Annotated in this window: 18 protein-coding genes; 6 read left to right on the plus strand and 12 right to left on the minus strand. The window is 63.4% G+C overall.

The window, feature by feature from the left end; genetic code table 11:
* Positions 1 to 41 precede the first annotated feature (41 nt).
* Positions 42 to 1,370, minus strand: coding sequence for a citrate synthase (gene gltA / locus AC07UC_RS21545; RefSeq protein WP_056577025.1), 1,329 nt, complete (start codon positions 1,368 to 1,370; stop codon positions 42 to 44).
* A gap of 184 nt (positions 1,371 to 1,554) precedes the next feature.
* On the minus strand, positions 1,555 to 2,979 hold the full coding sequence (gene gltX, locus AC07UC_RS21550; protein WP_494907353.1) for a glutamate--tRNA ligase: 1,425 nt from the start codon (positions 2,977 to 2,979) through the stop codon (positions 1,555 to 1,557).
* A gap of 102 nt (positions 2,980 to 3,081) precedes the next feature.
* Here gltX and AC07UC_RS21555 point away from each other — a divergent pair, with 102 nt between their 5' ends.
* Entirely contained in the window at positions 3,082 to 5,535 is a 2,454-nt protein-coding gene (locus AC07UC_RS21555) for a ComEC/Rec2 family competence protein (protein ID WP_494907354.1), read from the plus strand.
* Here AC07UC_RS21555 and lexA read toward each other — a convergent pair.
* The 3 genes from lexA to AC07UC_RS21570 form a co-directional block, all read right to left on the minus strand.
* Positions 5,529 to 6,266, minus strand: a complete 738-nt coding sequence (gene lexA, locus AC07UC_RS21560) for a transcriptional repressor LexA (RefSeq protein WP_096446241.1) — start codon at positions 6,264 to 6,266, stop codon at positions 5,529 to 5,531. The two genes, AC07UC_RS21555 and lexA, sit on opposite strands and share 7 nt — an antisense overlap.
* Positions 6,267 to 6,617: 351 nt before the next feature.
* Positions 6,618 to 7,592, minus strand: coding sequence for a threonine ammonia-lyase (locus AC07UC_RS21565; RefSeq protein ID WP_494907355.1), 975 nt, complete (start codon positions 7,590 to 7,592; stop codon positions 6,618 to 6,620).
* Positions 7,589 to 8,362, minus strand: coding sequence for a GntR family transcriptional regulator (locus tag AC07UC_RS21570; RefSeq protein WP_140773567.1), 774 nt, complete (start codon positions 8,360 to 8,362; stop codon positions 7,589 to 7,591). Before AC07UC_RS21570 ends, AC07UC_RS21565 begins: the two co-directional genes overlap by 4 nt.
* Before the next feature lie 153 nt (positions 8,363 to 8,515).
* On the opposite strand from AC07UC_RS21570, the gene AC07UC_RS21575 reads away from it, so the two are divergent.
* Genes AC07UC_RS21575 through kynU form a run of 4 tightly spaced genes read left to right on the plus strand, consistent with a single transcriptional unit; the run spans position 8,516 to position 12,549 of the window.
* Positions 8,516 to 9,502 (plus strand): ABC transporter substrate-binding protein, encoded by a 987-nt coding sequence (locus AC07UC_RS21575; RefSeq protein ID WP_494907356.1) that lies wholly within the window; start codon positions 8,516 to 8,518, stop codon positions 9,500 to 9,502.
* 57 nt (positions 9,503 to 9,559) lie between these two features.
* Entirely contained in the window at positions 9,560 to 10,339 is a 780-nt protein-coding gene (locus tag AC07UC_RS21580; RefSeq protein ID WP_494907357.1) for an ABC transporter ATP-binding protein, read from the plus strand.
* A 5-nt stretch (positions 10,340 to 10,344) separates the two neighbouring features.
* A complete protein-coding gene (locus AC07UC_RS21585; protein ID WP_140773573.1) occupies positions 10,345 to 11,268 on the plus strand; it encodes an ABC transporter permease in 924 nt (307 codons plus the stop codon).
* Positions 11,269 to 11,301: 33 nt separating this feature from the next.
* Positions 11,302 to 12,549 carry a kynureninase gene (gene kynU, locus AC07UC_RS21590; protein ID WP_494907358.1) on the plus strand — a complete coding sequence of 416 codons (1,248 nt, stop codon included), beginning with the start codon at positions 11,302 to 11,304 and terminating at the stop codon, positions 12,547 to 12,549.
* Positions 12,550 to 12,614: 65 nt separating this feature from the next.
* Here kynU and kynA read toward each other — a convergent pair whose 3' ends face one another.
* A complete protein-coding gene (kynA, locus tag AC07UC_RS21595; protein WP_081294742.1) occupies positions 12,615 to 13,451 on the minus strand; it encodes a tryptophan 2,3-dioxygenase in 837 nt (278 codons plus the stop codon).
* Positions 13,448 to 15,073, minus strand: a complete 1,626-nt coding sequence (locus tag AC07UC_RS21600) for an AMP-binding protein (protein ID WP_494907359.1) — start codon at positions 15,071 to 15,073, stop codon at positions 13,448 to 13,450. Before AC07UC_RS21600 ends, kynA begins: the two co-directional genes overlap by 4 nt.
* 315 nt (positions 15,074 to 15,388) lie before the next feature.
* On the opposite strand from AC07UC_RS21600, the gene AC07UC_RS21605 reads away from it, so the two are divergent.
* Complete coding sequence (locus AC07UC_RS21605) at positions 15,389 to 16,219, plus strand: hormone-sensitive lipase (protein WP_494907360.1); 831 nt, start codon at positions 15,389 to 15,391, stop codon at positions 16,217 to 16,219.
* A 45-nt stretch (positions 16,220 to 16,264) separates the two neighbouring features.
* On the opposite strand, the gene AC07UC_RS21610 is transcribed toward AC07UC_RS21605, so the two are convergent.
* Genes AC07UC_RS21610 through AC07UC_RS21630 form a run of 5 tightly spaced genes read right to left on the minus strand, consistent with a single transcriptional unit; the run spans position 16,265 to position 21,670 of the window.
* Positions 16,265 to 17,470, minus strand: coding sequence for a molybdopterin molybdotransferase MoeA (locus AC07UC_RS21610; protein ID WP_494907361.1), 1,206 nt, complete (start codon positions 17,468 to 17,470; stop codon positions 16,265 to 16,267).
* Positions 17,470 to 17,952 carry a cyclic pyranopterin monophosphate synthase MoaC gene (moaC, locus tag AC07UC_RS21615; RefSeq protein ID WP_140773598.1) on the minus strand — a complete coding sequence of 161 codons (483 nt, stop codon included), beginning with the start codon at positions 17,950 to 17,952 and terminating at the stop codon, positions 17,470 to 17,472. Before moaC ends, AC07UC_RS21610 begins: the two co-directional genes overlap by 1 nt.
* Positions 17,953 to 17,954: 2 nt before the next feature.
* Positions 17,955 to 18,767 carry an indole-3-glycerol phosphate synthase TrpC gene (gene trpC, locus AC07UC_RS21620; protein ID WP_494907362.1) on the minus strand — a complete coding sequence of 271 codons (813 nt, stop codon included), beginning with the start codon at positions 18,765 to 18,767 and terminating at the stop codon, positions 17,955 to 17,957.
* 3 nt (positions 18,768 to 18,770) lie between these two features.
* A complete protein-coding gene (trpD, locus tag AC07UC_RS21625; RefSeq protein WP_202322349.1) occupies positions 18,771 to 19,781 on the minus strand; it encodes an anthranilate phosphoribosyltransferase in 1,011 nt (336 codons plus the stop codon).
* Positions 19,778 to 21,670 carry a SurA N-terminal domain-containing protein gene (locus AC07UC_RS21630; protein WP_494907363.1) on the minus strand — a complete coding sequence of 631 codons (1,893 nt, stop codon included), beginning with the start codon at positions 21,668 to 21,670 and terminating at the stop codon, positions 19,778 to 19,780. Before AC07UC_RS21630 ends, trpD begins: the two co-directional genes overlap by 4 nt.
* Between the last annotated feature and the right edge of the window lie 120 nt (positions 21,671 to 21,790).

Consider the following 21,790-nt stretch of genomic DNA (forward strand, 5'->3'; position numbering starts at 1 on the left):
TAGACTATCACTATTCACTACTGACTACTCACTTCTTCCGATCACCGCTTGGCGATCGGCACGTAGTCACGCTCCGGCGCGCCGGTGTAGAGCTGACGCGGGCGGCCGATCTTCTGGCGCGGATCCTCGATCATCTCCTTCCACTGCGCGATCCAGCCCACGGTGCGGGCGACCGCGAACAGCACGGTGAACATGGTGGTGGGGAAGCCCAGCGCCTTCAGCGTGATGCCGGAATAGAAGTCGACATTCGGATAGAGCTTCTTCTCGATGAAATAGGGATCGGTCAGCGCGATCTTCTCCAGCTCCATCGCGATGTCGAGCAGCGGATCGTCCTTGATGCCGAGTTCGCCCAGGACTTCGTGCGCCGTCTTCTGCATGATTTTCGCACGAGGATCGTAGTTCTTGTAGACGCGGTGGCCAAAGCCCATCAGCCGGAACGGATCGTTCTTGTCCTTGGCGCGGGCGATGAACTCCGGGATGTGATCGACATGGCCGATCTCGCCCAACATGTTGAGCGCCGCTTCATTGGCGCCGCCATGGGCCGGGCCCCACAGGCAAGCGATGCCGGCGGCGATGCAGGCGAACGGGTTGGCGCCAGAAGAGCCGGCGAGGCGAACCGTCGAGGTCGAGGCATTCTGCTCGTGATCGGCGTGCAGGATGAAGATGCGCTCCATGGCGCGCGCCAGCACCGGGTTGATCTTGTACTCCTCACACGGCACGGCAAAGCACATATGCAGGAAGTTTGCCGCGAAACCGAGATCGTTCTTCGGATAGATGAAGGGCTGGCCGATGTGGTATTTGTAGGCCATGGCCGCGATCGTCGGCATCTTGGCGATCAGCCGCATGGAAGCGACCATGCGCTGGTACGGGTCGGAGATGTCGGTGGAGTCGTGATAGAAGGCCGACAGCGCGCCGACCACGCCGCACATGACCGCCATCGGGTGCGCATCGCGGCGGAAGCCGGTGAAGAAGCGCGACATCTGCTCATGCACCATGGTGTGGCGCGTTACGCGGTAATCGAAATCGTCCTTCTGCGCCTTGGTCGGCAGTTCGCCGTAGAGCAGGAGATAGCAGACTTCGAGGAAGTCGCCGTGTTCAGCCAACTGGTCGATCGGATAGCCGCGATGCAAGAGGATGCCGGCATCGCCGTCGATGAAGGTGATTTCGGACTCGCAGCTTGCGGTCGAGGTGAAACCGGGGTCGTAGGTGAAGGCGCCGGTGGTGCTGTAGAGCGAGGCGATGTCGATGACGTCAGGTCCGACGGAGCCGCTTCGCACCTTGAATTCATGAGTCTTGCCGGCGAATTCAAGCGTTGCCGTAGCTTCTTGGTTCTTGCCGCCCACATCCAGTTTCTTCGCAGCTTCGGTCATTGCAAACTCCTTCTTGTTTCCTCATGCCGGCAAAGGCAAATTTCTGCAGAGCGACACGTCGAAATCACCGCAATGCGCGTATTCGCCACCGCATTTTAGGAGGTGCGTGCCAGATTGGGCCAAGGCCTAATGTTGCACTGCGAAACGCGCCTTTCAATGCCAATCTTCTTGGGCCAGTTTGCTCCTAATCGATTTGATCCGCTATGCGCGCCAGGCTCTCCTCGCGTCCAAGCACGGCAAGCACGTCGAACACACCCGGTGAGGTGCTTTTGCCAGTCAGCGCGGCCCGCAGGGGCTGGGCCACGGCGCCAAGCTTATGGCCACCGGCCAGCGCATAATCGCGGATCGCGGCCTCCGCCGCGGCAGCCGTCCAGTCGCCAGAAACCGCGTTCAAAGCTTCGTGAGCGCCACGCAGGATCTTGCGCGCATCGTCATTGAGCAAGAGCGCCGCCTTGTCGTCGATCGGCAGCGGGCGCGTGGCGAACAGGAAGGCCGCGCCATCGACAAGCTCGACCAGCGTCTTGGCGCGCTCCTTCAGCCCCGGAAGGGCTACCAGCAGCTGCGCCTTGTTCGCGTCGTCAAGGCGCGCGGCCATCGCCGGGCCGCCCTCGAGATAGGGCAGCGTGGCGATGAAGATGTCGAACAGTTCGGCATCGGCCATGCGGCGCATATGCGCGCCATTGATCGCTTCGAGCTTGGCGAAATCGAAGCGGGCAGCGCCCTTGTTGACGTCGCCGATATCGAACCAGGAGATCATGTCCTTGATCGACATGATCTCGTCGTCGCCGTGGCTCCAGCCCAGGCGCGCCAGGTAGTTGAGCAGCGCCTCCGGCAGGTAGCCCATGGCGCGATAAGCCTCGACGCCGAGCGCGCCGTGACGCTTCGAGAGCTTGGCGCCGTCGGCGCCATGGATCAGCGGGATATGCGACATCGATGGCACGTCCCAACCCATGGCATTGTAGATCACCGTCTGGCGGGCGGCATTGGTCAGGTGGTCGTCGCCACGGATGATGTGGGTGACGCCCATGTCGTGGTCGTCGACGACGACGGCATGCATGTAGGTCGGGTTGCCGTCCGAACGCAGGATGATGAAGTCGTCGAGATCCTTGTTGGGGAAGCGCACCTCGCCCTGGACGCGGTCGTGGACGACCGTCTCGCCCTCGGTCGGCGCCTTGATGCGGATGGCGCCCTTGACGCCGGCTGGCGCCTCGGACGGATCGCGATCGCGCCACTGGCCATTGTAGCGCGGCGGCAGACCCTTGGCGCGAGCCGCCTCGCGCATTGCCTCCAGTTCGGCAGGCGTCTCGTAGCTGTAATAAGCCTTGCCCAGGCGCACGAGCTCCTCCGCGACTTCGCGGTGGCGCGGGGCGCGATCGAATTGCGAAACCGCATCGCCGTCCCAGCCAAGACCGAGCCAGGTGAGTCCGTCCAGGATGGCGGCCGTTGCCGCATCGGTGGAACGCTCGCGATCGGTGTCCTCGATGCGCAGCAGCATCGTGCCGGCGGTATGTTTGGCATAGAGCCAGTTGAACAGCGCCGTGCGCGCGCCTCCGATATGCAGGTAACCGGTGGGCGAGGGGGCAAAACGGGTGACGACCTTGTCGGACATGAAACTCTCGGAAACCATCTGAAGCGGGGCGCGGCGGCGCGGACTTTCGCGCGTTGCGCGTTCATGTAGCATAGGGCGTCAGGGGTGCAAGGGGCAGACCCGATGGCTGGACGTGGCCGGGGCTCGGATCAGGGCGAGGACGCTGTTGTTGGCGTCAGCGAGCGGTCCCTGTTTGCGATCCCGCCGCCGGCCTCGCTGCCGCCATCACCTCTCGTTCCCGGCTCCGGCAGCCGACCTTTGCCAGCGGGTGCCCCAGCACCAATTCCGCCCGCCACTGGCAGGATTGCGCGTATCGGGCGGCAAATCGGCCAGGCTTCCTTGCCTCGCCTGCGCCACGGTGTGACGACAGCAGCGGAACTGGAACTTGACCGAGGCGTCGCCTTCCTGCTGGTGCCGGTCTGCCTGGCCGCTGGTGCGATCGGCTATTATTCGTTGGCGGCGGAGCCTGACTTTGCAAAGCCTGTGGCGATCGTCGTGCTGATGGCGATCTGTGCGCTTGTCTCGCGCTCCTGGCCAAAAACCCATCTGGCTTTCATGGCGGCATTGTTGTGCGCGCTGGGCCTGCTTGCCGCCAAGGTCGAGACCTGGCGGGCGGGCACCCGGATGCTGGGTTCGGAAATCTCGACGCAAGTGACCGGCCGCGTCGTCTCGCTCGACCGCATGGAGACCGGCCGCATCCGGTTGACCATAGACGTGACGTCGACGGCGCGGCCAAAACTGCGTTACGCACCGGAAAGGGTCCGGCTCTCGGCGCGCAAGATACCTGACGACATGACCGCCGGCTCGCTGATATCGGGCTATGCCAAACTGCTGCCGCCGACCGGTCCGGTGCGGCCGGACAGCTACGATTTCTCCTTCGACAGCTACTTTGCCGGCATCGGTGGCAGCGGCTTCTTTCTCGGCAATCCAAGAATCGTCACCGCCGACGACGATGAGATGCCGCTGTCTGCCCGCCTGTTTTCAGGGATAGAAAATGCCCGCGAAGCCATCGCCGACCATATCAGGAGCGTTGTTGGCGGTGCCGAAGGTGAGATCGCGGCAGCGCTGATCGTTGGCGTGCGCGCCGGCATTCCCAATGAAATCAACGAAGCGATGCGGCGCACCGGCATCTATCACATCATCTCCATTTCGGGACTGCATATGGCGCTGGTCGCCGGCACCATCATGGGTCTGCTGCGCGGTGCCTTCGCGCTGTTCCCGGATTTCTCCGCACGCCGGCCGGTGAAGAAATATGCGGCCGCCGCGGCACTGTTCTCGATCGCCGCCTACCTCATCATCTCAGGCGTCGTCGTTGCAGCCGAGCGCAGTTTCATCATGCTGGCGGTGATGCTGATTGCCGTATTGTTCGATCGCGCGGCGCTGACCATGCGCAATCTGGCGATCTCGGCGATCGCCGTCATCGTGGTGTCGCCGCACGAAGTTGTCGGCCCGAGCTTCCAGATGTCGTTCGCCGCAACGGCCGCGCTGGTCGGCGCCTATGCCGGCTGGGCGGATCACCGTGCGGGAAAGGCAAGACCGCCACCGCCAAAGCGGTCCCTGCCGGGGTTCCTGACGCGAAGATTCCTGCTGGCGACGGGCGGGTTGGCGATGACCTCCATCATTGCCGGCTGCGCCACGGCGCTGTTTGCCATCTGGCATTTCCAGCGTGTGTCACCGCTCAGCCTGTTCGCCAATCTCGCCGTCATGCCTATCGTGTCACTGATTGTCATGCCTTTCGCTGTTCTCAGTTCTCTTGCGATGCCCTTTGGTGCCGATGGTCCCTTTCTCTACGTGATGGGCAAGGGCCTGACCGTGATGATCTCCATATCGGCGTGGATATCGGAACGCTCCCCCGTCGATGCGATCGGGCTGATTTCACAACACTCCGTGCTGCTGGTGACGATTGCCCTGGTCATCGCGACGATGGCGACGACATGGCTGCGGCTCGCGGCAGTGCCATTCGCGCTCGCCGGCCTGTTGACCGTGTCTGATACGCGCATGCCGGATGTGCTGATCTCCGAAGACGCGCGGCTGGTCGCGGTGCCGATCGGCGGTGGCGAACTCGCGGTCAGCCGAGCTCGGCCGAACGAATTCACCGTCGACAATTGGAATCGCGCGTTGGTGTCCGAAACCATTGTCACACCGGAGATGTTCAACAAGGCGGACGGGCAATTCGACATTGCCGATGTCGTCAATCTACCGCCAGGGGCACCGTTCTACTGCACGGAAGGCATCTGTCTCGCCCGGCATCCGTCTGGCGCGATCATCGCGCATGTCGAAGACCGCAAGGCTACCTGGAAGGCCTGCGGCTTCGCCGACCTGATCGTTGTCAATGACGCGACGGGCTACGATGCCTGCCACAACCCGCTGGTCCTCGTCATCACCAAGCGGCAACTTGCACGCAAGGGCAGTGCCGCCGTCTTCTTTGACCGCCAATCGGCGACCGGTCCGCCAACCGTCAGCTTCGCCGTGGACGGGCCGTATCGGCCCTGGCACGAGCAACGAAAGTTTTCGCGTGAGGCGAGGGGGCTGCCACCCTATCAAAAAGCCGAAACGCCGGCTGCTCCTGCTCAGTAGCGCCTGATCAGCCCGACCAGCTTGCCTTGCACCTTGACCCTATCCGGCCCGAAAATGCGTGTCTCGTAGGCCGGGTTGGCGGCCTCAAGGGCAATCGAGGCGCCCTTGCGGCGGAACCGTTTCAAGGTCGCTTCCTCCTCGTCGACCAGCGCCACGACGATCTCGCCCGGGCTCGCCGTATCGGCGTTGCGGATAATGACCGTGTCGCCATCGAAGATGCCGGCCTCGATCATCGAGTCGCCCTTGACCTCCAGCGCATAGTGCTCGCCACCCATGATCATGTCCGGCGGCACCGAGATCGAATGCGTCTGATGCTGGATCGCATCGATCGGCACGCCGGCGGCGATACGGCCCATCACCGGGATCGACACGGCGGAGACCGCGTCGTCGTCATTGCCGGCAGAAGGCAAGCGCGACGGCGCCGGCTTGATCTGGCGGCCGAGGCCGCCTTGACCGAGACTGCCCTGAATGACACTCGGCGAGAATTTCTTTGCGGCGTTGAGGCCGGGCGCGATCGAATCCGGCAGCCGCAGCACTTCCAATGCCCGCGCCCGGTTGGGCAGCCGCCTGATAAAGCCGCGTTCCTCCAGTGCCGTGATCAGGCGATGGATCCCTGACTTGGAGGCGAGATCGAGCGCTTCCTTCATCTCGTCAAAGGAGGGCGGGATACCGCTTTCCTTCAGCCGTTCATGGATGAACATCAGAAGTTCATGTTGCTTGCGCGTCAGCATGGCGCCCCCCAGGCATTGAACGAAGGGTGTGAATCGGAATCGAAAAACAAACCCAGAACAAACACTATCTGTTCCAGTTGTGTTCCGCAACTGTTTAAAGTTTAGTGAATTTGTTAAGGCATCTGAAATTATCCGCTGCCGGCAGTGGGCAGCAATCGACCACCTCCGCGCCAAGGCGAGCATTGAAATCATTTTGGTTAATGGCCTGTGGTCCACCCTCTTGTCCCGCTTGGCATCAGCGTTTGAAGGGCATTCACAGGGCGGATTGCAGGGGCCAATCGATCCATTTCGAGCGGAACGAAACGAAATCAAAACGCCAACAATCGCTGGCTATCCGGGGATAGAACGCGTTCAGGCTTCCGGCATCGCTCCGCCCAGAATCTGCGCATAGGCGCCGGCATCGATATTGCCGCCGGAGATAACGCAGACGACGTTGCCGGTTGCCCGCTCGCTGCGGAGCGCGGCGGCGAGCGAGGCGGCACCCGCGCCTTCGGCCACGATCTTTGCCTTCGAGAACAACAGGCGCATCGCTTCCGTGACCTGATCGAGGCTGACGGCAATGGCGCCGTCGATAGACTGGCTTGCCAATGGCCATAGGCCGGGCACCAGCGATGGGCCGCCTATGCTCTTGATGAAGGAGGGGCGCGTCTCGATCTCGACAATGCGTCCGGCCGCCAGCGCCGCCGTGACCGGAGCCGCATTCTCATCCTCGACGGCGAAGACCTTCGTCTGGCTCCGCATCGCCTTGACCGCACTGGCGACACCGGTTGTCATGCTCCCTCCGCCATAAGGTGTCAGGACGCAATCGACCTCGGGCAGATCTTCGGCGATCTCGAGGCCAATGGTCGCGTTGCCGGCAAGCACCGCCTGGTCGGTGACCGGGTTCACCAGGAGTTCCGCGCCCTCCGGCCGCTCCGTTCCGATGATGTGGCGCCACCATGTCTCGTGCGAGACGAAGCGCACGTCGCCACCAAGGCCGCGGACCCCGTCGATCTTGGTCTGGGGTGCATCGGCATACATGTAGGCGGCCACCGGAACGCCAAGCGCCCGTGCCGCCCAGGCCATTCCGTAGGCCATGTTGCCGGAACTGATGGTCGCAACGCCATGCCTGAGTTCATCGGCATCGCGGCAGAGCAAGGCATTGAGCGCCGGCCTGATCTTGAAGGCGCCAATGGGCGACAATGTCTCGAGCTTGAGGAATATCCGCTGATCGGCACGACCGAGATCGAGGCGCAGCAGCGGCGTGCGCGGCAACCAGGCGGCCAGCCTGTCACGGGCCGCGACCACCTCATCGAGAGTCGGACGTCGCGGAAGCGCTGAAGTCATCCCGAAATTGCCTTCAGGCTGCCGGCGCGTGCGGTGTAGTTGTTCGCGCCGCCGTCCTCGCTGTGAACGTAGACATGCAGCGTGTAGCCGATATGCGCCGTCATCAGCGCCTTTGCCCGCTCGACATCGCGATCGAGGGCCGCTTCCATGATCGCGGTGTGATGCTCGATCGCGATCGCCTCGCGCAGGGCGTCCATTGCCTCGCCATAGCCATCCTTGAGGCCGGCGGCCGCCCGCAATGTCGGCGCCAGGCCGAGAAAACGATGATGCCGCCGCAACTGATCGGCGATTGTCGAACGGAAGCGCAACAGCCAGTTGGACGTCGCAGCACTCAGCAGTGCCGCGTGAAAGGCCTCGTGGCTCTCGTCCCATTGATCGACGGCCGCATCCGAGGGGTCGTCGACCGCGGTCTTGCAGCGGGAGAGCCGGTAGTGGGCGGTGACAACCGCGTCCTCCCATTCCCTGCCGCCTTTCTCGATCGATTCCAGGAACAGCGGCATCTCCACAACCATCCTTGCACGAGCCAGGTCCTCGAGCTCGGCCCGCGACACCGGAGCCACGGCAAAGCCGCGATTGCTGATGGCGGTAACCAGGCGCTCGGCTTCAAGTCGAGACAAGGCTTCACGCAGCGGTGTCCAGCCGACGCCGTATAGACCGCGCAGCGCGCTCAGTTTGAGCGGTGCGCCCGGCATGAGGCGTGTGGTCAGGATATCGCGCCGCAGCAGCTGATAGGCCGCCTCGGTTTTCGTGGAGTTGTTCTGATCCTGCATCGCGATCCGTCCATCGTCGGCATGCGAAAATTATATATGATGGCGGCCCATGGCAAGAATTATATATAATGTTTGACAGGTGGCGACGGACTGACCATGATCGCCACAGTTGCCGTCCCGATAAGCGGCGCTGATCAAATCTGGGAGGAAATGATGTTGAAGTCGAAATCCGCTTGGCTGTCGGGATTGGCCCTGGCAGGCGCGTTGATGGTCAGCGCGGGGAGTGCCGCCGCCGACCAGATTCGCATCGGCATCGCCAATTTCGGCGAGCATCCGCAGCTCAACGCCGCCATAGCCGGCTTCAAGAAGGCGCTGACCGACAATGGCTTTGTCGAGGGCAAAGATGTCGTCTACACGGAGAGCCATACCAATTTCGATGCATCGCTGGTGCCGCAGATGATCGCCAAGCTGCAGGCGGAGCAGCCCAAGCTGATCTACACCATCACCACGCCGGTCTCGCAGATCGCCAAGAAGGCGCTTGCCGGTTCCGGCATTCCGATCGTCTTTGCCGCCGTCACCGATCCGGTCGCGGCCAAGCTGGTGCCGTCGTGGGACGCCGGAGACGAAGGCATGACCGGCGCCAGCGATCTGCAGGACGTCGCCGCTGTCATGGCCTTCACCAAGAAGCTGCTGCCGAACGCCAAGCGCTTCGGCGTGCCTTACAATCCAGGCGAGGCCAATGACGTTGCCTTGGTCGAGAAGATCAAGGCGGCCGCACCGGCGGCCGGTTTCGAAGTCGTCGAAGTCGGCGTCGACAACGTCAATGACATCCAGCAGCGCATCGCCGCGCTCGCCGGCAAGGCAGACGTGATCTACGGACCGGCTTCGAACCTGATCCAGCCGGCGATCGCCGCTGTCTCCGCGGCGGCTCGCCAGGCCGGAATCCCGATCGTCAACTCCGATGACAGCGCGGTCCGCAATGGCACGGTGCCGGCAAGCTTCGCGGTCAATTACACGCAGGTCGGCGTCAACGCCGGCAACATCGCCGCCGAAATCCTCAAGGGCAAGGATCCCAAGACGATCGCGCCGTCGCGCCCGGCCTACAAGGATCACATGGCAACGATTTCCCGCAAGGCGATGGCCGCGTTCGGCATCGAGATACCGGCGTCGATGGCCGATTGCGGCTGCATCGTCGACTGACATCGGCACTGAAGGATGACGGCGCCGGCGCCGTCATCCTGAGGTCAGGGAGGAACGATGCTCGAGATCCGATCCGCGCGCAAAGTATTCTACAAGGGCCAGGCCGACGAGAAGATCGCGCTGGACGGTCTCAGCCTGTCGCTGGCCACGGGCGAGTTCGGCATCGTTATCGGCTCCAACGGAGCCGGCAAGAGCAGCATGCTCAATGCCATTTCCGGAGCTCTTGTCCTGGATTCCGGCAAAATCCTGATCAATGGCGCCGATGTGACAGCCATGCCGGTGTACAAACGGGCGACAAGACTGGCGCGCGTCTTCCAGGATCCGATGCGCGGCACAGCCGCCAGCATGACGGTGGCGGAGAACATGCTGCTGGCCGACCTGCGCAGCCAAAAACGCACGCTGCGGCAAGGGCTGAACGCCACGCGGCTAACGTCCTACAAGGAGCGCCTGTCGATATTGGGCCTCGGCCTTGAAAATCGCCTCGATACCCGTGTCGACCTGCTCTCGGGCGGACAGCGTCAGTCGCTGTCGCTGATCATGGCCGTCGGCGGATCGCCGGATTTGCTGCTGCTCGACGAGCATACGGCCGCGCTCGACCCGCGCACAGCCGAGATCGTCATGCAAGCGACGGTGCGCGCCGTCAACGCGCTGAAGCTGACCACCCTGATGGTGACCCACAACATGCAACACGCCGTCGACTATGGCAGCCGGGTGATCATGCTCGATGCGGGCCGGGTCCTGCTTGAGGTCACTGGCGAGGAGAAGGCGAGGGTCACGGTCATCGACCTGATCGGCCATTTTTCGGTCAAGACCGACCGCATGTTGCTGGCGAGCTGATCATCATGGGCTTTGTTCAGGAGGTTCTCACCAGCTTCGTCGCGATCATACCGGTCACGTTGGCGCAAAGCCTGATCCTGGCCTTCGTCGTACTCGGGATCATGATCCCGTTTCGCATGCTGAATTTTCCCGACCTAACCAGCGAAGGCGCGTTTCCGCTGGGTGGCTGCGTCTGTGGCGTGCTGCTGGCTGCCGGCGTATCACCGCTGGCGGCCATCGTGGTTGCGTTCGCGGCGGGCTTCGCGGCGGGTTGCTGCACCGCCTTCATCCACCTGCGTTTCCGCATCCACACGCTTCTCGCGGGCATCCTGATGATGACGATGCTCTACAGCATCAACCTTCGCATCATGGGCAAGTCCAACCTCTCCGTCTTCGGCTCGCCCACCGTGTTCGACTGGGTGCCGTTCGCGCGGCCGGGTTTTCCGGCCAGCAAGATCGTTGTCGCCGGCTTCATCGCGCTCATCGTCTTCCTTGCGCTCTATATGTTTTTCAGGACCGAGAAGGGGACTGCCGTGCGTGCCGTGGGCGCCAACCCCGATATGGCCGAGGCTCAAGGCATCAATGTCTGGGCGGCGACCATTGGTGGTGTCGGGCTGGCGAGTGCATTTTCGGCCTCGAGCGGCGCACTGATGGTGCAGTCGCAGGGCTTCGCCGACGTCAATATGGGGCTGGGAATTCTCATCAACGGGCTTGCCGCGCTGATGATCGGCGAGGCGGTCGTCGGCAAGCAGACGGTCTGGCGCCAGCTGCTGGCGCCCTTTGCCGGCGCGATCATCTACTACCAGCTGGTGTCGTTCTGCCTTGCCGCCGGCATGCCGCCTCCCGACCTGAAGCTTGCCACGGGCCTGTTCGTGCTCGCCATGCTTGCTCTGCCCAGCCTCAAGCGCAGCCGGGGCCCGGCACCCGCGCGCGAAGCGATCCGTGAATAATCAGACTTGAATAACCGAGGAACGCCACAAATCATGCGTGCAACGCTCGATCTCGCAGCAGTCGAAGCCATGGATGCGGCGGATCCGCTGCGTGCCATGCGCGACCGGTTCATCTTGCCGGAAGGCGTGATCTACCTCGACGGCAATTCGCTGGGCGCCGCGGCGCCAGCCGTCTTCAACGAGCTGCAGAAGGCCGCGACGCAGGAGTGGGCGCAGGACCTCATCCGCGCCTGGAACACCGCCGGCTGGTTCGATATGCCGGTCGCGCTTGGCGACCAGCTGGGGCGCCTGATCGGAGCAGCGACGGGCCAGACGGTGGTCTGCGATACGACGTCGATCAACATCTACAAGGTGCTGCATGCCGCACTCAACATGAGGCCGGACCGCACGGTCATCGTCGCCGAGGGCGACAGCTTTCCAACCGATCTCTACATGGCCGAGGGCGTGGCCTCGACACGGCCGGGCACGGTGCTGCGGCTCGAGGGTGTCGATGCGCCGACCATTGAAGAGCTGATCGACAGCCAAGTCGCGGTTATCCTGGTCAACCACGTCAACTACAAATCCGGACAGCTGCGCGACATGGCAGCCCTGACGCGCAAGGCCCATCAGGCCGGCGCGCTGATCGTCTGGGATCTCTGTCACACCGCTGGTGCCTTGCCGGTCGAACTCGATGCCGCCAATGCCGATTTCGCCATCGGCTGCACCTACAAATATCTCAATGGCGGCCCGGGCGCGCCGGCCTTCATCTATGCCGCGACACGCCATCACGACGATGTCCATCAGCCGCTGAGCGGCTGGTGGGGCCATGCGCGGCCGTTCGCCTTCGAGCAGAGTTTTGCCGCCGGCAGCGGCATCCGCCGGTTCCTGTGCGGCACGCAGCCGGTGCTGTCGATGCGGGCGCTGAAGGGCGCGCTGGATATCTGGGACGAGGTCGACATGGCGGCGGTGCGCGAGAAGAGCATTGCCTTGACTGACCTGTTCATCCAGCTCGTCGAAGCCAAATGCGGCGCCTATGGGCTCGAACTGGAAAGCCCGCGCGACGGCAATGCGCGCGGCAGCCAGGTGTCGTTCCTTCATCCGCATGGCTACCAGGTGATGCGGGCCCTGATCGAGCGCGGCGTGATCGGCGATTTCCGCGCGCCGTCGACCATCCGCTTCGGCTTCACGCCGCTCTATGTCGGCTACAGGGACGTGTGGCAGGCGATCGAGGTGCTGGAGGACATCCTGCGCACCGGCGCCTGGCAGGAGGCGCGTTTCGCGGTCAAAACGGCGGTGACTTGAGACGTCGGCGCAATTTCAGGAAAAGTGTTGGCGGTTTTCCGTCCGAAATTGCGCCAAGCAAAAAGTCAGAGCCGAGTTCGGACCGTCCACAGTTCCGGAAACAGCACGACCTCGAGCATCTTCTTGAGGTAGGAAGCGCCTGAGGTGCCGCCGGTGCCGCGCTTCAGGCCGATGATGCGCTCGACCGTGGTGACGTGGTTGAAACGCCAGCGGCGGAAATAATCCTCGAAATCGACCAGCTTCTCGGCAAGCTCATAAAACATCCAGTAGCGCTGAGGATCGCGGTAGACGGTCTGCCAGGCAACCAGGACCTCTTCGTTCTCGGTGCGGGTTTCACGCCAGTCAGTGCGCTTGGCATCGGCGCCGATGTCGAACCCGTTGCGCGCCAATAGGAGCAGCGCTTCGTCGTAGAGCGACGGCTCGGCCAGGATGGCTTCCAACTTGCCGCTCAAGTCTGGCCGATGCTTGTGTGGGCCAAGCATTGCGAGGTTGCGGTTGCCGGCCATGAATTCGATGGCGCGGTACTGCCAGGACTGGAAGCCCGAGGATTGGCCGAGCGCGTCACGGAACTCGGTGTATTCGCTTGGCGTCATGGTCCGCAGCACGTCCCAGGCGTTGTTCAACTGCTCGAAAATGCGCGCGACGCGCGACAGCATCTTGAAGCTAGGCTCGAGCCGATCAGCGCGGATGGAGCGGATCGCGGCGGCGATCTCATGCAAGGCGAGTTTCATCCACAGTTCCGAGGTCTGGTGCTGGATGATGAACAGCATCTCGTCATGCGCCGACGACAGCGGCGTCTGTGCCTCCAGCACTTTTTCCAGATGCAGATAGTCGCTGTAGGACATGCGTTCCTTGAACGACATCTGCGCGCCTTCCGACGCCGGATCGTAGGGCTCGCTCAATGGATTTTCTCCGTGCGCAGGCGGAAGCGCTGGATCTTGCCGGTCTGGGTCTTGGGCAGCGCGGCGATGAACTTGACCGAGCGCGGATATTTGTAGGGCGCGATCGTCGCCTTGACGTGGTCCTGCAGGCGCTTGATGGTCAATGCATCCGCTGCCACGCCTTGCACCAGCACGACATGCGCCTCGACAATCTGGCCGCGTTCGCCATCCTCGGCGCCGATCACGGCGCATTCGGCGACATCGGGATGCGACAGCAGCGCCGCTTCGACTTCGGGGCCGGCAATGTTGTAGCCGGCGCTGACGATCATGTCGTCGGAGCGCGCGGCGAAGTGGAAGAAGCCGTCCTCGTCCTGGGTAAACGTGTCGCCGGTGAGGTTCCAGCCGTCGCGCACATAGTCCTTCTGCCTGTCATCGGCCATGTAGCGGCAGCCGGTGGGCCCGCGCACCGCCAGCCGTCCGGTCTCGCCGCGCGGCACTTCGCGCATCGCGTCGTCGACGATGCGCGCTTCGTAGCCGGCTACCGGCTTGCCGGTGGACGCGGGCTTCATGTAGTCAAAACGGTTGGAGATAAAGATGTGCAGCATTTCGGTGGCACCGATGCCGTCGAGGATCGGCTTGCCGGTCTTCTTGGTCCATTCCTCGAAGACCGGAGCCGGCAAGGTCTCGCCGGCCGAAACGGCGACGCGCAGCGATGACAGGTCGGCGCCTTCATCCATGGCCTTCAGCATGGCGCGATAGGCAGTCGGCGCGGTGAAGGAGATGGTCGCTCTGTAGGTCTCGATGATGTGGATCATGTTGGGCGGCGTCGCCTGTTCCAGCAGTGTTGCCGCCGCGCCGAAGCGCAGGGGGAAGATGGCGAGGCCGCCAAGGCCGAAGGTGAAGGCGAGTGGCGGCGAGCCGACAAAGATGTCATCCGGCGTCACCTGGAGGATTTCGCGCGCATAGGCGTCGGCGATGATCAGAAGGTCGCGGTGGAAATGCATCGTTGCCTTCGGCACGCCCGTCGTGCCCGAGGTGAAGCCGAGCAAGGCGACGTCGTCGCGACCGGTGTTGACGGCAGTGAAGGTAACCGGCTTGTCGAGGGCGGCGCGATCGAGTTCGGCGTCATGGTTGGCGGTACCGTCGAAGCCGATCACCTGCTTCAGGAACGCACTGTCCTTGGCGCAGGCGGTCATCTCGTCCATCAGTCTGGTGTCGCAGAGCGCGGTGGTGATCTCCGCCTTGTCGACGATCTTGGTGAGTTCGCCCGCGCGCAGCATCGGCATGGTGTTGACGACCACGGCGCCGACCTTGGTGGCGGCCAGCCAGCAGGCGACCATTGCGGGGTTGTTGGCAGAGCGGATCAGCACCCGGTTGCCCGGCTTGACGCCGTAATTCTCGACCAGCGCGTGCGCCAGCCGGTTCGTCCAGTCGGACAGTTCCTTGTAGGTGCGGCGGCGGCCATTGCCGATCAGCGCGGTGTGGTCGCCGAGGCCCTTCTCGACCAGCCTGTCGGTCAACTCGACGCCGGCGTTGAGGCGGTCGGGATAGTCGAAGCCATCGAGCAGGAAATCCGGCCATTGATCCGGCGGCGGCAGATGATCGCGCGTGAACGTGTCGATATGCGCTGAAGGCCCAAGCATGTCGCCGCCATCCTGTCTGCTGCCTGGCCAGTGCGCGAGAAGCACATGTCCGAGGTGGTGGATCTGAAGTTCCCGTCTTTTCGCGAGAGGCTTCGTGCAGCCAGCTACACCTGTTCGGCGACGCCACCGGGAAAGGGTGAACATCCGCAGGTTTGGACAGCACAGCAGACCTCCCATTGTCGGCTGTTCGTGAGGCAGGATCGCACCAGTCGAAATTTGTTTCAAGCCTAAAATGTTTTGCGCTGGAGCATTGACGCATGGCATGGTGGTGGCCATTGCTAGCGTGAAAACCGAAGCGCTTGGGGAAGGGTGCGGATGCTTGGACATCGCATTGAGGATTGGGACAATGCCTACGCCAACAGCGCGAACATTGCCCGCAGTGACCGCTGGCCGGCCGCGTGGACGGAACCCGCGCAAGCCTTTCGCGACGCGATGTCGGCGCAAGGCCGGGCACGCATCGACATCGCCTATGGTGAGCGACCGCGCAATCGGTTCGATCTTTTCCTTCCAGAGGCTTCGCCCAAGGGGCTCGTCGTGTTCATCCATGGCGGTTACTGGATGGAGTCCGACAAGAGCACCTGGTCGCACCTGGCCAAGGGCTCGGTCAGCAGCGGTTTCGCGGTGGCGATGCCGTCCTACACGCAATGCCCGGACATACGCATCGCCGGTATCGTGCGCGAAATCGGCGTGGCGATCGGCACGGCGGCGGCAATGGTGGACGGGCCGCTGATGCTGACCGGGCATTCGGCCGGCGGACATCTCGCCAGTCGCATGGTGACGATATCAACGCCTCTGGCCGCTGATGTGGCAAAGCGTATACGCCATGTCGTTTCGATTTCGGGCCTCCATGACCTGCGCCCGCTCATGCGCACCGGCATGAACGAGGCCCTGGCAATCGACGAAGCCGAGGCCCAGGCAGAAAGCCCGGCGTTGCTGCGCCCCATGGACGGCGTTCGCCTCACCTGCTGGGCCGGAGGCGGGGAACGGTCCGAGTTCCTGCGCCAGAATGCGCTGCTGGCCAACATCTGGACCGGGCTTGGCGCCGTCACCAGCACCGTGGTTGAGCCCGACCGGCATCATTACGATGTCCTCGATGGCCTAGCCGATCCGGCGCATGGGCTGACACAGACCTTGATCTCGGAATAGCCGAGATCATTTTTCTATATTATCAGCGATCTATGGGACGATTCTTCAGCGTAACATAAGCACGTTGCAGGAGTCTCCGGCAGCGGATGCGGGAGCAAAAGGAGCCCGCACGATCAAACCGTTGGCGTCGGAGAGCATCCTCAGCATCGAGGAATCCTGGATGCCGAACGGTGTCGCCACCAGTTCGCCATCGTTCTCCTCGACCACCGCCCGCACATAATCCTGGCGCAGGTCATTGGCCGGCATCCCGACGCCCAGCCGTGCCTGACGAATGTCCTGGCGATAGTTGCGGCCGCCGAGCCTTGCCAGAAGCGGTTTCAGGAACAACTGCGAGCAGACCAGGCTTGCCACGGGGTTGCCTGGCAGCCCGATGCACCTGATATCGCCGAGGCGCCCGAACATCAGCGGCTTGCCGGGGCGCATGGCGATTTTCCAGAAGCCGAGCGTCATGCCTTCGCCGGTTAGCACGTCATGGATCAAATCGTGGTCGCCGACCGACGCGCCGCCAAGCGTGACGATGACATTCGCACCGGCCGCGACCGCTTTCCTGACCAGCGCGGCAATGGCCTCCTGGCGGTCAGCGGCAATGCCGAGGTCGAGCGCTCGGGCGCCGACCGATTGCGCGGCGGCAGCAACACCGTAAGCGTTGGACGAGATGATCTGGTCCGGCCCGAGTTCGCTGCCGGGCGGCAACAACTCGTCGCCGGTGGCGATGATGGCGACCAGCGGCCGTCTGACCACGTTCACCCGCGGATGATTGGCCGATGCCGTCAGCGAAAGAGCCGCCGGATCCAGCACCCGGCCTTTTTCCAGCAAGACGTCGCCTTGGGAAAAGTCGAGCCCGACGCGGCGGATGTTGCGCCATTCGGCGGTGGGCTCGATCACTTCGATATTGCCACCGCCAAGATCCCGGACGTTTTCCTGGATGACGATGGTGTCGGCGCCGTCAGGCAGCGGGGCGCCGGTGAAGATGCGCACCGCCTGGCGTTCGGCGACCGCGCGGTCAAAGCCACGGCCGGCCGGCGCCATGCCGATCACCGAGAGTTTCGATGGCGCGGACGCCACGTCGGTGGCGCGGGCAGCATAACCGTCCATGGCCGAGGCATTGAAGGGCGGCTGGGTGCGAAGCGCCACGACCGGTTCGGCCAGCACGCGGTCGACCGCCTCGATGAGGGGAACGCTTTCGCCGGCCAGCGGCGCGGCACCATCAAGCAGGCGTTCGAGCGCCTCCGCGACCGGGACCAGCGCCATCAGGCGTCGGCCTTGTAGTCGCCGGACTTGCCGCCGGTCTTCTCGACCAGCCGAATGCCGGAGATGACCATGGCGCGGTCCACCGCCTTCGCCATGTCGTAAATGGTCAGGCAGGCCACTGAAGCGGCGGTCAGTGCTTCCATCTCGACGCCCGTCTTGCCGGTGACGCGCGCCAATGCAGTGACTTTCAGGCCGGGCAGCGCATGGTCGGGCTCGATGTCGACGGAAACCTTGGTCAGGAGCAGCGGATGGCAGAGCGGGATCAGCTCATGCGTCTTCTTGGCCGCCATGATGCCGGCGATGCGCGCGGTGCCGAGCACATCGCCTTTCCTGGCATTGCCGGCGAGGATGGTTGTCAGCGTCTCGGCTTGCATCGAGACGAACCCTTCAGCGATCGCGGTGCGCGTCGTCTCGTCCTTGTCGCCGACATCGACCATGTTGGCCTCGCCCTGCGCGCCGAGATGGGTGAGGGCCGATGTCATGATCAGGCGGCCTCTACCGCCGCCTTGCCCGTCAAAAGCAGGTGCGTCGCCGCTGTGACATCCTGTTGTCGCATCAGGCTCTCGCCGACGAGGAAGGTGCCGATGCCGCTCTTCTGCATCCTGAGACAATCGTCATGGGTAAAGATCCCGCTCTCGCTGACCAGCAGGCGGTCGCCCGGCACCATTGCCGCCAGCCGCTCGGAAGTCTCAAGACTGGTTTCGAATGTTCTCAGATTGCGGTTGTTTATGCCGATCAACCGCGACGACAGTTTTACCGCACGCTGCGTTTCGGCCTCGTCATGCACCTCGATCAGCGCATCCATGCCGAGTTCGAATGCGGTCGCTTCCAATTCGCTCGCCAGGGCATCGTCGACACTGGCCATGATGATCAGGATGGCATCGGCACCCCAGGCGCGCGCCTCGTACACTTGATAGGGATCGAACAGGAAATCCTTGCGCAGCGCGGGCAGGGCGACTGTAGCCCGTGCCTTGGTGAGGAACTCCGGTGCGCCCTGGAAGGACGGTGCGTCGGTCAGGACCGAAAGACAGGCGGCGCCGCCTTTCTCGTAGGCCCGAGCCAAAGCCGGTGGATCGAAATCGGCCCGGATCAGCCCTTTGGAAGGGCTTGCCTTCTTGATTTCGGCGATCAGGGCGAAGCTGCCTGATCCGCGCTTCGCCTCGAGGGCCGCGAGAAAGCCGCGCGGTGCGTCTGCATCTTTTGCGCGCGCCTTGATCTCGGCCAGCGGCACGCGTGCCTTGGCGGCGGCGATCTCCTCGCGTTTGTAGGCTTCGATCTTGCGCAGAATGTCAGACACGGTTCACCCGTTCGAAACTTCGACCAATCGGTCGAGGACCTGCAGCGCCCGGCCGCTATCGATGGCTTGCGCGGCGAGCGCGATGCCGTCGCCAAGTGTCGTTGCCTTGCCCGCGATCACCAGTCCGGCGCCGGCATTCATCAGCACGGTGTCGCGATAGGCGCCGGCAGCGCCGCCCAGCATGTCGCGCAATGCCTTGGCATTGTAGGCGGCGTCGCCGCCGCGCAGTTCGTCCTTGGTATGGCGCTTCAGCCCAAATTCTTCCGGGGTCAGCGTGAAACTGCGGATCTCGCCACCGATCAGTTCCGCCACCTGCGTCTCGCCGGTGGTGGTGATTTCGTCATAGCCGTCGCCGTGAACGACCCAGGCATGCTCGGTGCCCAGCGCCTTCAACGTCTCAGCGATTGGCAGGATCCATTCCGGCAGGAACACCCCGACCATCTGCCTGACGACGCCAGCCGGATTGGAGAGCGGCCCGAGCAGGTTGAAGATGGTGCGGGTGCCGAGCTCGACGCGGGTCGGGCCGACATGCTTCATCGCCGGATGGTGCGCCGGCGCGAACATGAAGCCGAGGCCAGTCTCCCGGATGCAGCCACCGATCGTTTCCGGTGAGATATCGATCTTGAGCCCAAGGGCGATCAGGACGTCCGCGGCGCCGGTCAGCGAGGACAGGCCGCGATTGCCGTGCTTGGCGACAGGAACGCCGCTGCCGGCGATGACGAACGCCGATGCCGTCGAAATGTTGACGCTGTGGGAATTGTCGCCGCCGGTGCCGACGATGTCGATGGCTCCGGCGGGCGCTTCGACGCGGAGCATCTTGGCCCGCATGGTGGCGACAGCGCCCGAAATCTCGCTCACCGTTTCACCACGTACGCGTAGCGCCATCAGGAAGCCGCCGATCTGCCCGGGTGTCGCGTCGCCCGACATGATGATGTCGAAGGCCTCGCGCGCTTCCTCGAAGGAAAGCGCGCTGCCGCCCGCGACCTTGGCGATATGGGTTTTCAGCGCGCTCATCTTGTCGAGGCTTGGGCAACGGCGGCCTGGTCGATGCGGACGTCATACTGCGTCTGCAACTGCGCCACCAACTGGTCGAGCAGATCGTCCGACATGCCGGAGGTGAAGGATTTCTGTGCGTCCTCCGGCACCGAGCTGGCATCGGCCCCGGCGGGTTCGAACACTTCGGCGACCTTGAACAGGATCTGTCCGTCGCCGGTGGGCGAGGGGATCAGCCCGGTGCCGCCTTCGCCGACGCCGAACATCACGGCAGCGCCCTCCTTGCCGAAATCGGCATCGTCGGCTTCGCGCTTCAGGCCGCGCTTGGTCTGCTTCTCCAGCTTGAGCTCGCTGGCGATGACGTCCAGCGTGGCGCCAGCCTTGAGCCGTTTTTCGAGTTCGGCCGCCTTGGCGGCGAGCCGCTTGGTGGTCTCCGCCGCCGTCCAGTCCGCGACGACCTTCTGGCGGACCTCATCGAGAGTACGGTCGCGAGCCGGCGTGATCGAACCGACCTCATAGAAGACGAAGCCGTTGTCGGCCGTGGTCAGCGCCTCGTTTTCGGTGTTGGGTTCAGCGTCAAAGACCGCCTTGATCAGCGCCGGCGATTCAGGCAGATCCTTGACGACCGAGCCGTCCGGCCTGAGGCCGTTGCGGTCGATGGCTTCGATGGTGACGTCCTTCAGCTTCAGCTTGGCGGCCGCTTCGGCCAAGGAACTGCCGGAGGCTCGGGTGTCTTCGTAATTGTCGTGGACATCCAGCAGGATGCGACTTGCCTCGCCCAGCGCCAGGTCCTTGCGGATCTGGTCGGAGACTTCGGTGAGCGGCTTCACCACCTCGGGCTTGATCTCTGTGACGCGCAGCAGCACCGGACCAAAGGCACCCTGAACGACCTGGCTGACTTCATTGGCATTGAGCGTGAACGCGGCATCGGCGACCGCCTTGTCGGCGATCTTGTCCTTGGCGAGCGTGCCAAGCAGCGTGTCTGCCGGTGTCTTGCCTTCGGCGGTCACCAGCTTTTCGAAAGTGGCGCCGGCCTTTAGCGAATCGAGCGCGGCCTTGGCAGCATCCGGTGTCTTGAACACAAGCTGCTCGATGGTGCGCATCTCGGGCGTGGTGTAGCGCGCCTTGTTCTTGTTGTAATCGTCGCTGACTTGTTGGTCGGTAACCGCGGTCGTATCCATGATGTCCACCGGCTCCAGGCGGACGTAAGCGAATTTGCGATATTCGGGTGCGGCATAGGTCTTCTTGTTGGCTTCGAAGTAGGCCTGAAGCACGCTGTCGCCCGGTGCTTCGATCGGCTCGACGAGGGCCTTCGGCAATGTCAGATAGTCGACGGTGCGGTCCTCGCCGCGATAGAGCGCCACCGCCTTGAAGAAGGCGTCCGGCGCCTTGAGGCCGTCCGAGACCGCCTCGACGATCTGCTGGCGCACCGCCACCTGGGCGCGGTTCTTCAGATAATCCTCGGGCCGCATGCCGACTTCGCGCAGCAGGTACTCGAACGTCCTCCTGTCGAACTCACCGCTCGGCCCCTTGAAGGCCGGATCCTCGCGCGTCAACTCGGCCAGCCGGTCCTTGGACAGGCCGAGGCCCAGCTTGCGTGCCTGTTCATCGAGAACGGCGCCGGAAACGAGCTGCGCCAGCACCTGGTTGTCGATGCCGAGCGCCTTTGCCTGTTCATGGGTGAGGCGCTGACCGAATTGCTGCGACATGACGGCCAACTGGCGGTCATAGGCGAGGCGATATTCGTTGATCGATACCTTGGTGCCACCAGCCGTTATCACCGAATCGTGGCCGGCAAAGCCGCCCATCAGCCGCCCGGAGATGCCCCAGACCAAAAAGCTGAGCACCAGCAACACCAGTAGACCTTTCGCGACCCAGGTACCCGCCGCGTTTCTCAATATACCAAGCATCGTTACTTCCGATTTGTGCGCCTTTTTCGCAGGCGCCGAGTCTGAAACAAGCGCAATAGCGCCCTTCCGGTCCACTGTCGATTGCTTTGTGGCCTGATTTTGGTAGTGAGGGCCAGAGCC

The organism is Mesorhizobium sp. GW821-FHT04C10 (assembly GCF_059420305.1).